Source organism: Burkholderia sp. IMCC1007 (assembly GCF_027257875.1).
Lineage (GTDB): Bacteria > Pseudomonadota > Gammaproteobacteria > Burkholderiales > Burkholderiaceae > Burkholderia.
In genome coordinates this window covers 85,169-98,087 of the sequence record NZ_JAPVQY010000027.1, presented here as the reverse complement: position 1 = coordinate 98,087, position 12,919 = coordinate 85,169, and the positions used below count along the sequence as shown (strand labels likewise).

Genomic DNA, 12,919 nt, shown 5'->3' with positions numbered 1-12,919 from the left:
TGATCCGAGGATCAGCTCGCTGCCATCAAGCGCCCACACTTATCGGCTGTTAATTTTTAAAGAACATGTCTGCGAGAAACTTCGCGTTTCTCAGCAGCGCTGCGTTTTCAGCAGCAGAGAAGCGAGATTATGAACCGTCTTTTTCAACTCGTCAACAACTTTTTGAACTACTTCGTTGCGACGGTTGGGGTTCAACACCTTGTGCGCCAAGGCTCGACAGCAACCTCGACCGCACCGCTTCCCTTCTTCTCTCCCGCGCTGCGTTTCCGTTAGCGCGAAAGAGGCGTGATTCTAAGCACCGCCCGCTGATCGCGCAAGGGGTTTCGCTGCATTTTTTTCAATGACCCTCGTTTCGGCCTTCCGGCCATGCCCGCGCACGACAGCGCTTATGGTGCAAAGAACGGACTAGAATGTGAGGTTCTTCGCCTCTTTCTATACGTATTTAATATGCGCCAGCGAATCGCCAAACGCCTCCCCCCCGACGCCGACAAACTGGTCGGCCTGTCGCTCGCGCTCTTCGCCTCGGGCAGCCGCATCGAGGATCGCTTCTGGGAAGCGAAACTCGACGCGCTGCTTGCCAAGATCGTGCGCAACGGCAACCAGACCACGCTCGATGCCGCACTCGACCATCTGCAGCAGAATCATCCCGATGCCTACGGCGCGCTTGCCGATATGGCGGAAACGCACAGCGAATCGATGGTGATCGAGCACGACGGCCAACCGTACGATGCGCTGCTGGTCGCTGTCCCCGTGCTCGCCTGGACGCGCTACATGATTCCGTCGGGCCCGCTGAAGGGCGACGTCGCCGATGCGCTGCGCACCCAGCTGCAGGCGCACGTGCTCGCCGACGGCACGCTCGTCGGACTCGCTCCGTTCCTGTACAGCATCGACCAGTTGCCGCGGCACCACGTCGAAACTTACCGGCTCGCGCAGCAGCTCGCGCATGCGGCGATCGGTCAGCATGCCGCGAAGCTGAGCTTCGGCGACCTGCCCGAAACGTCGCCGATTCTGGCCGACCCGCGCTTTCTGCTCGCCGTCGTCGCCGCACCGGCCGGCGCGCCGCTGTTCCGCTGGCAGGAAGAAGAGCACGGCAACCGGATCGAACGCGGCCAGTGCCTCGAGCAGTGGACCGCCCAGGGCGGCCCGAACCTGTCGGTCGCCCTCCCCGGCTGCGAGTTCGAATGCCTGCTTCCGGACGCGTACTATTCGGCCTGCCGCGATGCGGACGAACGGATTCGTCCGCACACCGTCAAAACGGCCATCCGTTATCTTTTCGACACACTTGGTGCAGCGCCGCAGGAACTGCGCGCCGTGGTCGCCGGCTTCGGTGAACGGCGGATCGACGAGTATCGCGTCGGCTTCACGCGCCGCGCCAGCAACGACGTGATCTACGGTGTCGTGTGGCCGCTCTACGGCCGCGAGAACGGCGACGTGTCGATCGACAGCGCAACGCTCGAAGGCGAAGCACCGATCGAAGGGCCGCTCGAAGAAATCGTGAGTCTGCTGAAGGAATGCGGTGTAACCGACGTCCGGCGGCACGCTGGCCGCTTCGAACCCGAGTACTGCGACGACTGCGGCGTGCCGCTCTACGCCGATCCGCTCGGTGAAATCGTCCACGCGGAAATGCCGGAAGACGCGTCCCCCGCGCAGCCGCACTTTCACTGATCGACCCCGCAGGCCTGCACCGCCTGCCCGCACGAAGCCGCTCCCGGTTCCATCCGGAGCGGCTTTTTTCTCGCCCGGATTTCCGGCGTCGCAGTTTTTCAGACTTTTCCTAAGCCTTTCAGCCAAGGAGACATCGTGTAAGGTCTTTGTCATTATCGGGGCCCACGGCATGCCGACGGCATCTCAATGACTCATCTTAGGAGGTTGAATATGCGGTTCCTGGTGTTGAACTCAGACGCCGAGCGGCGTGACGGACTGAAGGCCTTGCTGCGGCAAATCGACCGTCACGCCAGCATCAACGATGCACCCGACGGTTTCCAGGCGCGCCGGCTGCTGCGTACCCAGCGTTTCGACCTCGTGGCGATCAACTGGCCGGACGTCGGCCGGCTCAGCGAAATCCAGGCGCTCTGCAGCGCCTGCTCGCCGACGCCGGCCGCGGTACTGATCGACGAATCCACGCCGGAAGCCATCCAGCGCTTCTTCAACTATGGCGTCGCGGGCGTGATCCCGCACTCGACCCGACCGCACCTGATCGTGCGCGCCCTCGAAATGGTGATGCTGGGCGGTCATTACATTCCGCCCATCGCGCTCAGCCTGTTGCCGTCCGCAGCGGCAGCACGCCACGACGCCCATTTCCAGACGCTCGCCGGATCGCTGCCGCGCCGCCCGCCAACCGGCCTGCTGTCGCCAAGGCAGGCGCAGATCATGCGCTTTGTTCATATGGGCAGTACCAACAAGATGATCGCCCGTACGCTCGGCATCAGCGAAGGCACGGTGAAAATCCACCTCGCCAGCATCTTCCAGCAGCTCGGTGCGGCAAACCGCGCGGCCGCGGTCGCGATCTACAACGGCTGGCTGTCGCCGCACCTCGAGGTACTGCTGGCGAACCGCGATCGCGCATGCAAGCCCGTCATCGGCGAGCGCGGCCCGGTTCCGCTGCGTGCGCAACGGAAGAATCGTCCGTACCCGTTGCCTGCGGCGAGCGCAGGCGCGCCGGATTTGCCGCTCGCGGCCGAGCCCACGCCACGGTTCCGGCGCGAACGCTAGTCGTATCGATATTGCGACGGTCGGCGTGTCCGGATTCCCACCTTTGATGCTCAACGAGTAATATGAACGCATGGGTTTTCTCTTCACACCGCTTCCGTTCTGGGTTGGCGTCGGTGGCTGGATCGTCGCCGTGGCGCTGCTCGCGCTCGCGATCTGGAAGCGCCCGTTCGTCCGACTGCAGGACGCAACGCTCCAGCACGTGTGGCTCGCGCTCGTCACCGCGATCACGGTTCTCTGGGCCTCGAATGCGTGGCTCGAGGACGGCATCGTCATGCATCTGCTCGGCGCGACGCTGCTCGTCACACTGTTCGACTGGACGCTCGCGCTGCTCGGGATGGCTGCGGTCACGGCCGTCGCCGCGATCGTCTTCGATGCGCCGTGGCAGGGCATCGGGCTCACTTATCTGGTCTACGGCGCGCTACCGGTCGGCGTGTCCGCACTGCTGCAGCGCGCTGCCATCGCATGGCTGCCGCATAACCTCGCGTCGTTCATTACCGGCCAGGGATTTCTGTCGCCGGCCATCGCGATCATCGCGGTCGCCGCGGCCGCCGCCGGCGTGCAACTCGCGCTCGCGGACGGCGTGCCCGTCGTGATTCCGTCCGGCTATCTGCTGAACACTGCGCTGCTCGCGCTGGGCGAAGCCTGGTTCACCGGCATGGCGACCGCGCTCATCGCGGTATATCGCCCGGCATGGGTCACGACGTTCGACGTTCGGCGCTATCGTCTCGGCGGTCCGCGCGCGTGAGTGCGCTACGTGTCGCAGTGCGAGCAACACGTGCTGCGCCCGTCTCCCGCAGTGCGGCAGAGTGCGGCGTCTACTGCCGCACATCTTTTTTACGCTAAGATTGAACTCCTGTTCTCCATCGGGCATCTATACCTGCCCGATGCCTCATTCGCTCCTCACCAATAACCAGATGGACAGCTCTCCTGCCTCGCTCCGGTTTTTCCGAGCGCTCGGCAAGCTGGCGGCCTGTGTCGCGGGCCTGTCGCTTGCGCTTCCGGCACCGGTATTCGCCGACCTCCTCGACCAGCGCTCCGAACTGATCAACAAATTCGTCAACGAGATGCATGCCGACCCGATCGTCGCCGATTGTGCGGCGCACGGCAGCTTCATCGCCAGCACGTCGTCGGCCTTCGATCGTGTCGACTTCGCGCCGAACGCATTCGAAAGCGGCAACGCAACGATCACGCCGTGGAACGACTCGTTCGATCAGGGCAAGCAGCGCGTGAAGGTGGACAACATCGTTACCGTGAATGGCCTCGGCATCCATAGCGACGGCAGCGATCCGACACCGCTGAAGTTCCGCTGCGGCTATGTGGGCCAGCAAATGCTCGCGTTCAGCTGGAACGACCCCGTTCCGCCGCTGAAGCCGCGCGTTGAACGCCCGTCGTCGTCGACGAAGAAATTCAAGGGTAAATCGCACCGCGGCAAGGTCAAGGCAACCGGCCGCACCGGCAAGAAGGCCGTTGCAACGAAGAAGTCAGGCGGCCAGAAGAAAGTCGTGAAGAAGAGAACCGCGAAGAGCGCCTGATACGACGAAGCGGCAACGACAGAAGCACAAAGGCCGGGGCATCGGATGATGCCCCGGCCTTTTTCATTTCGACGACAGCGCGCTTACGCGAACTTCTCGATGTGCACGAGGATCGCCGCCAGCATGGCCGCACCGAGCGCGGCGCTACGCTCGCCGTTCCAGCCGACGCGTTCGTCGGGCAGGTTCGCGTTGTCCTTGAACGGCATTTCGAGCGTCAGCGACAGGCAGCCGAACTGATGACCGATGTACTTCGATGCGAGCTTGAGCGCATCTTCCTTGTACTTGCTCGCCGCATAACCATGCTCGGTCTGGAAGTCCGGGCTCGCGACCTTGAATGCTTCGATGAATGCGGTCTGCTCCTTGCGTTGCTGCTCGGTGAAACTCGGCAGCATCTCCGAACCGGCGACGAACACATACGGCAGATCCTCGTCGCCGTGAATGTCGAAGAACATGTCGCAGCCGATCGCATGGATTGCGTCGCGCACGGCCAGCACCTCGGGACTGCGCTCGGCGTCGGGCTCCATCCACTCGCGGTTCAGGTTCGCACCCGCCGCATTGGTGCGCAGGTTGCCATGCACGCTGCCGTCCGGATTCATGTTCGGGACGATGTAGAACGTCGCGCGGTCGTAGAGCTTGCGCGCCACCGGATCGCCCGCCCAGTCGCCCCACCCGGCCAGGCGCTTGACGAGCCCTTCGACGAACCACTCGGCCATCGTCTCGCCGGGATGCTGCCGTGCGATGATCCACACCTTCTTCTTCGGCGCGACGTCGACCTCCGGCGTGCCGAGCGTCAGCAGCGACATCGGACGGCCTTCGACCGTGCGCCCCAGTTCGACGACGCTCGCCTGCGGCAACTGCTGAACCGCGCCGAGAAACGCCGCATGACGCTCTTCCGAATACGGCTCGAAATACGCGTAGTAGATGCTGTCGAATTCGGGCGTATGGTCGATGGTCATCGTCTTGCCGTCGAACGTCGTCGGCACGCGGAACCAGTCGACCCGGTCGTAGCTCGCGACTGCGCTGTAGTTGCGCCATCCGGACGGATACGCGCACTCGGCCGCATTCTCGAACGACATCACGCAGCGCTCGCCGCGCGCGCCCGTCACACGATAGTAGAACCACTGCGCGAATTCCGAGCGGCTGTCGCCGCGCACGCGCAGTCGGATCGCGTCCGGGCTGTCGCACGACACGACGTCGATTGCGCCCGCGTCGAAATTGCTGGTGATAGAAAGGGTCATCTGTCTCTCCAGTTGAGACCAGAGTGAGTGCTTCAGCACTTACTCTGGGCCCGCAAAGCGCGACCGCAACGGACTGTTTGCCGCCTGTCCGGCCGCATGCATGCGCCGGCCGTCTCGTGAACGGCCGGCACGGTCACTCGCCGATTCGCCGGCGATATACGTAAGTCGAATCGTTCGATGCAGCTGCATCGAACGCGTACCCTTCCACCGCGAAATCCTTCAGCGCCGCCGGGTCGGCGATGCGATGCTCGACGATATAGCGCGCCATCAGGCCGCGTGCGCGCTTCGCGTGAAAGCTGATGATCTTGTAGCGGCCGCCCTTCCAGTCCTCGAATACCGGCGTAACGACGGGCGCGGCCAGCAGTTTCGGCTTGACCGACTTGAAGTACTCGGTCGACGCACAGTTGATCAGCACGCGCGCGGCACCGGTGCGCGCGTCGAGCTGCTCGTTGAGCGCGCGCGTGATCCGGTCGCCCCAGAACGCATACAGATCCTTGCCGCGCGCATTCGCGAAACGGGTGCCCATCTCGAGCCGGTACGGCTGCAGCAGGTCGAGCGGACGCAGCAGCCCGTACAGGCCCGACAGCACGCGCACGTGCTGCTGCGCGTAGTCGAGATCGGCGGCCGACAGCGATTTCGCGTCGAACCCTTCGTACACGTCGCCGTTGAATGCGAGCACCGCCTGCTTCGCATTCGCCGGCGTGAAGACCGGCGACCAGTCGGCGTAGCGCTGGAAGTTCAGGCGTGCGAGCGGATCGGAAATATCCATCAGCGTCGCGATGTCCTGCGGCGACAGCTTGCGCAGGCCGTCGATCAATTCCGACGCGTCGTCGACGAATGCAGGCTTCGTGTAAGACGGCACGTGCGCGGGCGTATCGTAGTCGAGGGATTTGGCTGGAGAGAGAACGATTATCATAGAGGCTCGCTGGCACGCCGTGCCTTGCGGTCAGACGAAAACCACCGATTGTAACGAATGACCCGCTCCCTCGCCCCGCACGCCGCACATCGCGTCGTACTCGACTCGAACGTCTGGATCGACATACTCGTATTCGACGACCCTGCCACACGCCCGATCCGGGCGGCACTCGAACGCGGCACGCTGGCCGCCGTGATCGACGGCCGCTGCCTGAACGAACTCGAACTCGTGCTCGACTATCCGCAGTTCCAGTCGCGCGCTGTCGACAAGGCCTCGGCACTCGCGACCGTCGCCCGCCTGGCGAGCCTCGTCGAGCCGCCGCCCGTCGGCGCCGACGCGCCGCCGCTGCCGAAGTGCAAGGATCGCGACGATCAGAAGTTCCTCGAGCTTGCGCGCGCCGCACAGGCCGAATGGCTCGTATCGAAGGACCGTGCGCTGCTCAAGCTCGCGAAGCGCACCGCCCGCGACTTCGGCTTCCGGATCGCACAACCCGGCCCGTTTACCGAAGCCTGCGCGCTCGACGACGCGCCGGCCGACACCAACACCACCACGCCGGCCTGACGCGCCTGGCGCCACCGATTGCGACCGTATCGATGAACGCTCCTTCCGACATGCCTACGACTCCCGTTTTTCCCTCGCGCCTGCCGAACGTCGGCACGACGATCTTCACGGTCATGAGCGCGCTCGCCGCCGAGAAAGGCGCCGTGAACCTCGGCCAGGGCTTTCCCGATTTCGACTGCGATCCGCGCATCGTCGACGCGGTCGCGACCGCGATGCGCAACGGTCACAACCAGTATCCGCCGATGGCCGGGGTCGCACCGTTGCGCGACGCGATCGCGGACAAGATCGCGCAGGTCTACGGCCGGCGCTACGATCCGGCCACCGAGATCACGGTGACGGCCGGTGCGACGCAGGCGCTGCTGACGGCCATCCTGTGCGCGGTGCACCCGGGCGATGAAGTGATCGTCGTCGAGCCGACCTACGACAGCTACCTGCCGTCGATCGAACTCGCGGGCGGCACGCCGGTATTCGTTACGCTCGAGGCGCCCGACTACGCGATCCTGTTCGACCGGCTCGCCGCCGCGATCACGCCGAAGACGCGAATGATCATGATCAACACGCCGCACAACCCCACCGGCACCGTGTGGCGCGAGGCCGACATGCGCAAGCTCGAGGAGATCGTGCGCGGCACCAACGTATTGATCCTGTCGGACGAGGTCTACGAGCACATGGTCTACGACGGCGCACGGCACGAGAGCGTCGCGCGCTACCCCGAACTCGCCGCGCGCAGCTTCATCGTGTCGAGCTTCGGGAAGACCTACCACGTGACGGGCTGGAAGGTCGGCTATGTCGCGGCGCCTGCCGCACTGACCGCGGAGTTCCGCAAGGTCCATCAATTCAACGTGTTCACGGTGAACACGCCGATGCAGATCGGGCTCGCCGACTATCTGCGCGACCCGGCGCCGTACCTGACGCTGCCCGACTTCTACCAGAAGAAGCGCGACTTCTTCCGCGCCGGCCTCGAGCGCACGCGCTTCAAGCTGCTGCCGTGCACGGGCACGTACTTCCAGTGTGTCGACTATTCGGCGATCAGCGACCTGCCCGAAGCCGAGTTCTCGAAGTGGCTCACGTCGGAGATCGGCGTGGCCGCGATTCCGGTGTCGGCGTTCTATCACGAGCCGCACGAATCGGGCGTCGTGCGCTTCTGCTTCGCCAAGCGGGAAAGCACGCTCGCGTCCGCACTCGAACGCCTCGCGCGCCTGTAAGTGCGGCGCGGCGCTGCACTGCGCCGCGCGCGGGCCGCGCTTACGAACGCGCGGCGTTCATCGCGTCCATATACGCCTTGCGATCGGCCGCCACGCGCTGCGCGGCCGATCGCTCGCCGACCATCTTCACGTGCGCCTTCCAGTCGATACCCGCGTCGACCAGGAAATCGCGGTCGTATATCGCCTTCGTCGCCATCCCGATCACCGGCAGATGCATCGCGGCGGCGATGTCGGCGACGCTGAACGAATCGCCGAGTACGTAAGGCGAGAACCGCGCCATCCGCTTGAACGCATCGATCGCGCGCGGCAGGCGCTTCTCGACATGCGCCTTCATTCCGTCGCTGACCTTGCCGCCGAAAAACGCTTCCGTGTAGATCTCGCGTGCGGTCCATTCGAGATACAGCTCGAGCGTCTCGACGAGCTCGCGCACCTTCGCGGCGGCAAACGGGCTCGACGGAAAGATGGCCTTCTCGGGATGACGCGCGGCCAGGTACTCGACGATCACCTGCGATTCGAACAGCGGGCCCTCTTCAGTCTTCACGAACGGGATCTTGCCGAGCGGCGAATCGACGAGGAGCGCCGGATCGCTGATCGGCAGACCGCATGTCACTTCCTCGAACGGGATATCGTGCTCGAGCAGAACGAACTTCACCTTGTTGTAGTAGTTGGACAACGGAATACCGCACAGCTGTAGCATCGGAGTCTCCTTCGTTGCGAAGCGCGGCCGCCGCGATACCGGCCGCATCGGGATGTGTCACGCTGAAAAGCACGTTCGTGCTAGTCTAAAGCAGTTTCGTATCCGCCATGACAACATTGCATCCGCTGCAGCACCACCGTCACGTGCATGCGCGAACACGCGTGCCATGCACGGCACCGCAGCCGCACCATTCGATGGAGACACACTCGCATGAGCGCTGAACTGCTGGCCTCACGTCCGCACGGGAGCGAATCGACGCTCGTCCTCACGCTGTCCAATCCCGGTGCGCGCAACGCGCTGCATCCCGACATGTACGCGACCGGCGTCGAAGCGCTCGCGACCGCCGAGCGCGATCCCGCGATTCGCGCAGTCGTGCTCACAGGGGCCGATCGTTTCTTTTGCGCGGGCGGCAACCTGAACCGGCTGCTCGACAACCGCTCGAAGGACCCGTCCTATCAGGCCGACAGCATCGACCAGCTCGCTGCGTGGATCAGCGCGATCCGTGCATCGACGAAGCCCGTGATCGCGGCCGTCGAAGGCGCGGCTGCCGGCGCCGGCTTCTCGCTCGCACTCGCATGCGACTTGATCGTTGCCGCGCATGACGCGAAGTTCGTGATGTCGTATGCGCGCGTCGGCCTCACGCCCGATGGCGGCGGTTCGTGGTTCGTCGCCCGTGCGTTGCCGCGCGCGCTTGCGGCCGAAATCCTGTTCGAGGGCAAGCCGGTCGCCGCCGAACGCCTGCATGCGCTCGGCGTCGTCAATCGCCTCGCCGTGCCCGGCGCGGCGCTGTCCGACGCGCTCGCATGGGCCGACTCGCTCGCCGGCATCTCGCCGAACGCACTCACGCGTATCAAGTCGCTGCTCGACGATGCAACCGCGCAGCCGCTCGACGCGCATCTCGGTACCGAGCGCGATCACTTCGTCGCATCGCTGCATCACGCGGACGCGTTCGAAGGCATCACCGCATTTCTCGAGAAACGCCAGCCGCGCTACAAGCGCTGACCCGGCACGCCGACGCCGTTCGAACGGCGTCGGCGCTGCCGCAGCGGCATGCACGCGCAGCCGGGCGGCCGCACGCTCGCGCCGTCTGCAGCGCGCGTCGATCCATGCTCTAATGACCGCCTGTTGCGGCGCCCCGTCGGCGCCGTTTTCGCGCATGCAATGAAGGAGTTGACGATGATCGACGTCTACAGCTGGGCGACCCCGAACGGCCACAAGGTGCACATCATGCTCGAGGAAACCGGCCTCGCGTATCGTGCACATCCGGTCGATATCGGCGCCGGCGACCAGTTCAAGCCCGAATTCCTGAAAATCAGCCCGAACAACAAGATCCCCGCGATCGTCGATCCGGATGGCCCCGGCGGCAAGCCGATCTCGCTGTTCGAATCGGGCGCGATCCTCGTCTACCTTGCGGAAAAGACCGGCAAGTTCCTGCCGGCCGATCCGGCCGCGCGCTACGCGACACTCGAATGGCTGATGTTCCAGATGGGCGGCGTCGGCCCGATGCTCGGACAAGCGCACCACTTCCGCATGTACGCGCCGGAGAAGATCGACTATGCGGTCAATCGCTACACAAACGAAGCGAAGCGCCTGTACAACGTGATGGAGAAACGCCTCGGCGAATCCGAATATCTCGCCGGCGACGCGTACACGATCGCCGACATCGCGACGTTCCCGTGGACGCGCTCATGGCAGAACCAGGGCATCGTGCTCGACGAACTGCCGAACGTGAAGCGCTGGCACGAGGCGATCGCCGCGCGACCGGCCGTGCAGCGCGGCGTCGAAGTGCTCGCGTCGTTGCGCAAGGCGTTGCAGGACGACAAGGCGCGCGAGGTGCTGTTCGGCGCGACGCAATACGCGAAGCACTGACCGACCACGCGCCGCACGATGCAGCGGCATCCGTGGATGCCGCTGCGTGCGTCAGAAGTAATGCAGCGTGATGAACTCCGCTGCACACACGAGCAATGGTGCATCGGCGCGCTCGGCCTGCACCGACACCGACCACGTCACCTGTACGCCGCCCCGCGCCGCCTCGGCGGTTTCCTTCACCGCGAACAACGCGCGCACGCGTGCGCCGACCGGCACCGGCTTCAGGAACCGCACGCGATTGAGTCCGTAGTTCACGCCCATCTTCTGCTCGAAGCGCATCGCGTCGACCATCAGCGCCGGAATCAGCGACAGCGTCAGGAACCCATGCGCGATCGGACCGCCGAACGGCGATTCTTTGCGTGCGCGCTCGGGATCGACGTGAATCCACTGGTGATCGCCGGTCGCATCGGCGAAGCGGTCCACGCGCTGCTGATCGATCTCGACCCAGCCGCTCGCGAGCGGCTCCGCGCCCACCCGCGCATGCAGCGCGTCGATCGACGCGATCAGCGGCAATGTCACGTCCGTCATGCGTTCGCCCCTGCAGGATGACGCAAGCCGAAGATCACGTTGGTATGCACGGTGATCACCGTCTCGCCGTCGGCGTTGATGCCGATCCACTCCGCCGACACGATGCCGCGATCGGGCTTGCTCGCGGACACGCGCTTGTCGTGGATCTTCTGGTACATCGTGATCGTGTCGCCCGCGCGCACGGGTTTGAGCCAGCGAATCGAGTCGATGCCGGGCGAACCCATGCTGGTCGAATCCGGCCCCAGCTTCTTGATGAGCAGGCTCATGAACACCGAACACGTATGCCAGCCGCTCGCGATCAGCCCGCCGAACGGCGATGCCTTGGCGGCTTCCTCGTCGACGTGGAACGGCTGCGGATCGTAGCGTTGCGCGAACGCCTTGATGTCGTCGGCCTCGAACGTGTAGCTGCCGATCTCCGTGTTGCTGCCTACCACCAGATCTTCGTAACTGATACCCACCGTAGGTCTCCTGTGGCGCGCTCGCGCGTCGCCGTCATGCCGCGTCGGCTTGCGCGAAATCCGGCAGTGCCGCGATGCGCGCAAGGTGATGATCGGTGTCGCCGAGGGTCGTCTCGATGATCGACAGTCGCTTGAACAGATGCGCGGCAGCGACTTCGTTGGTCACGCCCATGCCGCCGTGCAATTGCACGGCCTGCTGGCCGACGAAGCGCGCTGCCGCACCCACTCGCGCCTTCGCGGCCGACACCGCCTTGCGGCGTGCATCGGCGTCGCCGGCCGCGTAGCGCACCGCGGCCAGGTAAGTCAGAGAGCGCGCCTGCTCCGCATGGATCAGCATGTCGACCATCCGGTGCTGCAGTGCCTGGAAACGCGCGATCGGTACGCCGAACTGCTCGCGCGTCTTCGTGTATTCGACCGTCGCGCGATTCAGTTCGTCGAGCGCGCCGACCGCTTCCGCGCATAGCAGGAAGGTCGCATAGTCGGCGATCTGCTCGAGTGCGGCCGCATCGCGCACACCGCCCGCGAGCAGCCGCGCAGCCGTTTCGTTCAGTTCGACGGTCGCGGCGCGCTGCCCGTCGATGGTCCGGTAGTCGGTCGCCTTCGCACCCGCTGCATCGCGCTCGACGACGAACAGGCCGATGCCGCCGCCTTCGACGCGCGCGGGTACGATCCACGCATGCGCCTGTGCGCCATGCTGAACGATCGATTTGGTGCCGGTCAGCCGGTAGGTGCCGCCCTGTTCACGTGCGTGCGTCTCGAGTTCGTACAGGTCGTAGCGTGCGCGCGGCTCGTGGAACGCGACCGCCAGCCGCTTCTGCCCTTGCGCGACGGCCTCCAGCAGCGCGGCATCGTCGCCCGCGCCCGTGCCCGCGACACGCAGCGCCTCGATGCCGACCGCCGTCGCCCAGTACGGCTCGACGACGAGTGCGCGGCCGAGCTCCTGCATCGCGACCAGCATGTCGACCGGGCCGCCGCCGAAGCCGCCTTGCGCGTCCGGTACCGGCAGCGCGGTCAGCCCGAGCTCCGCGAACGCGCTCCATTGCGCGTCCGACACGCCCGCGTCGCTGCGCACGATAGCCTGGCGCGCGTCGAACCCGTATTGCTCGCCGAGATAACGACGCAGCGCGTCGGCGAATTGCTGCTGCTCATCGGTAAAGCTGAAATCCATCGTTGTCTCCTGTTGGCCCGAGCGGGCGTTTCCGC

Annotated in this window: 14 protein-coding genes; 8 read left to right on the top strand and 6 right to left on the bottom strand. The window is 65.1% G+C overall.

Annotated features, from left to right (window positions below; translation table 11 throughout):
- Nucleotides 1-447 precede the first annotated feature (447 nt).
- From O1Q03_RS22515 to O1Q03_RS22500, 4 genes are all read left to right on the top strand, one after another.
- Nucleotides 448-1,665 (top strand): DUF2863 family protein, encoded by a 1,218-nt coding sequence (locus O1Q03_RS22515; RefSeq protein WP_269506214.1) that lies wholly within the window; start codon nt 448-450, stop codon nt 1,663-1,665.
- A 210-nt stretch (nt 1,666-1,875) separates the two neighbouring features.
- Nucleotides 1,876-2,712, top strand: coding sequence for a LuxR C-terminal-related transcriptional regulator (locus O1Q03_RS22510; protein WP_269506213.1), 837 nt, complete (start codon nt 1,876-1,878; stop codon nt 2,710-2,712).
- Nucleotides 2,713-2,782: 70 nt separating this feature from the next.
- The gene (locus O1Q03_RS22505) at nt 2,783-3,457 is read left to right on the top strand and encodes an energy-coupling factor ABC transporter permease (protein ID WP_269506211.1); all 675 of its coding nucleotides are present in this window, start codon (nt 2,783-2,785) and stop codon (nt 3,455-3,457) included.
- A 139-nt stretch (nt 3,458-3,596) separates the two neighbouring features.
- The gene (locus O1Q03_RS22500; RefSeq protein WP_269506209.1) at nt 3,597-4,244 is read left to right on the top strand and encodes a BspC domain-containing protein; all 648 of its coding nucleotides are present in this window, start codon (nt 3,597-3,599) and stop codon (nt 4,242-4,244) included.
- A gap of 83 nt (nt 4,245-4,327) precedes the next feature.
- On the opposite strand, the gene O1Q03_RS22495 is transcribed toward O1Q03_RS22500, so the two are convergent.
- Both O1Q03_RS22495 and yaaA read right to left on the bottom strand, forming a co-directional pair.
- On the bottom strand, nt 4,328-5,482 hold the full coding sequence (locus O1Q03_RS22495; protein ID WP_269506208.1) for a M14 family metallopeptidase: 1,155 nt from the start codon (nt 5,480-5,482) through the stop codon (nt 4,328-4,330).
- Nucleotides 5,483-5,615: 133 nt separating this feature from the next.
- Entirely contained in the window at nt 5,616-6,398 is a 783-nt protein-coding gene (gene yaaA, locus O1Q03_RS22490) for a peroxide stress protein YaaA (RefSeq protein ID WP_269506206.1), read from the bottom strand.
- 57 nt (nt 6,399-6,455) lie between these two features.
- Between yaaA and O1Q03_RS22485 the strand changes: the two genes are divergently transcribed.
- Together O1Q03_RS22485 and O1Q03_RS22480 are read left to right on the top strand one after the other, a co-directional pair.
- Nucleotides 6,456-6,959: a putative toxin-antitoxin system toxin component, PIN family gene (locus O1Q03_RS22485; protein ID WP_269506204.1), complete on the top strand. Its 504-nt coding sequence runs from the start codon at nt 6,456-6,458 to the stop codon at nt 6,957-6,959.
- 32 nt (nt 6,960-6,991) lie between these two features.
- A complete protein-coding gene (locus O1Q03_RS22480; RefSeq protein WP_269506202.1) occupies nt 6,992-8,164 on the top strand; it encodes a pyridoxal phosphate-dependent aminotransferase in 1,173 nt (390 codons plus the stop codon).
- A gap of 40 nt (nt 8,165-8,204) precedes the next feature.
- Here the strand turns inward: O1Q03_RS22480 and O1Q03_RS22475 are convergent, their stop codons facing one another.
- Nucleotides 8,205-8,861, bottom strand: coding sequence for a glutathione S-transferase (locus tag O1Q03_RS22475; protein ID WP_269506200.1), 657 nt, complete (start codon nt 8,859-8,861; stop codon nt 8,205-8,207).
- A 210-nt stretch (nt 8,862-9,071) separates the two neighbouring features.
- On the opposite strand from O1Q03_RS22475, the gene O1Q03_RS22470 reads away from it, so the two are divergent.
- Together O1Q03_RS22470 and O1Q03_RS22465 are read left to right on the top strand one after the other, a co-directional pair.
- Nucleotides 9,072-9,863: an oxepin-CoA hydrolase, alternative type gene (locus O1Q03_RS22470; RefSeq protein WP_269506199.1), complete on the top strand. Its 792-nt coding sequence runs from the start codon at nt 9,072-9,074 to the stop codon at nt 9,861-9,863.
- Between the two features lie 174 nt (nt 9,864-10,037).
- A complete protein-coding gene (locus O1Q03_RS22465) occupies nt 10,038-10,730 on the top strand; it encodes a glutathione binding-like protein (protein WP_269506198.1) in 693 nt (230 codons plus the stop codon).
- A gap of 51 nt (nt 10,731-10,781) precedes the next feature.
- Here O1Q03_RS22465 and O1Q03_RS22460 read toward each other — a convergent pair whose 3' ends face one another.
- The 3 genes from O1Q03_RS22460 to O1Q03_RS22450 are packed head-to-tail and all read right to left on the bottom strand — an operon-like array spanning nt 10,782 to nt 12,884.
- Entirely contained in the window at nt 10,782-11,258 is a 477-nt protein-coding gene (locus O1Q03_RS22460) for a MaoC family dehydratase (RefSeq protein WP_269506197.1), read from the bottom strand.
- A complete protein-coding gene (locus O1Q03_RS22455) occupies nt 11,255-11,716 on the bottom strand; it encodes a MaoC family dehydratase (protein WP_269506196.1) in 462 nt (153 codons plus the stop codon). The genes O1Q03_RS22460 and O1Q03_RS22455 overlap by 4 nt, the downstream gene beginning before the upstream one ends.
- 34 nt (nt 11,717-11,750) lie before the next feature.
- The gene (locus O1Q03_RS22450; protein WP_269506195.1) at nt 11,751-12,884 is read right to left on the bottom strand and encodes an acyl-CoA dehydrogenase family protein; all 1,134 of its coding nucleotides are present in this window, start codon (nt 12,882-12,884) and stop codon (nt 11,751-11,753) included.
- Between the last annotated feature and the right edge of the window lie 35 nt (nt 12,885-12,919).

Bases quoted from the DNA above. Each gene is read 5' to 3' on its own strand.
- O1Q03_RS22500 (WP_269506209.1), top strand. From the start codon at position 3,597: ATGCCTCATTCGCTCCTCACCAATAACCAGATGGACAGCTCTCCTGCC.
- O1Q03_RS22480 (WP_269506202.1), top strand. From the start codon at position 6,992: ATGAACGCTCCTTCCGACATGCCTACGACTCCCGTTTTTCCCTCGCGC.
- O1Q03_RS22475 (WP_269506200.1), bottom strand. From the start codon at position 8,861: ATGCTACAGCTGTGCGGTATTCCGTTGTCCAACTACTACAACAAGGTG.
- O1Q03_RS22510 (WP_269506213.1), top strand. From the start codon at position 1,876: ATGCGGTTCCTGGTGTTGAACTCAGACGCCGAGCGGCGTGACGGACTG.
- O1Q03_RS22485 (WP_269506204.1), top strand. From the start codon at position 6,456: ATGACCCGCTCCCTCGCCCCGCACGCCGCACATCGCGTCGTACTCGAC.
- O1Q03_RS22495 (WP_269506208.1), bottom strand. From the start codon at position 5,482: ATGACCCTTTCTATCACCAGCAATTTCGACGCGGGCGCAATCGACGTC.
- O1Q03_RS22515 (WP_269506214.1), top strand. From the start codon at position 448: ATGCGCCAGCGAATCGCCAAACGCCTCCCCCCCGACGCCGACAAACTG.
- O1Q03_RS22450 (WP_269506195.1), bottom strand. From the start codon at position 12,884: ATGGATTTCAGCTTTACCGATGAGCAGCAGCAATTCGCCGACGCGCTG.
- O1Q03_RS22465 (WP_269506198.1), top strand. From the start codon at position 10,038: ATGATCGACGTCTACAGCTGGGCGACCCCGAACGGCCACAAGGTGCAC.
- O1Q03_RS22470 (WP_269506199.1), top strand. From the start codon at position 9,072: ATGAGCGCTGAACTGCTGGCCTCACGTCCGCACGGGAGCGAATCGACG.
- O1Q03_RS22460 (WP_269506197.1), bottom strand. From the start codon at position 11,258: ATGACGGACGTGACATTGCCGCTGATCGCGTCGATCGACGCGCTGCAT.
- O1Q03_RS22505 (WP_269506211.1), top strand. From the start codon at position 2,783: ATGGGTTTTCTCTTCACACCGCTTCCGTTCTGGGTTGGCGTCGGTGGC.
- yaaA (WP_269506206.1), bottom strand. From the start codon at position 6,398: ATGATAATCGTTCTCTCTCCAGCCAAATCCCTCGACTACGATACGCCC.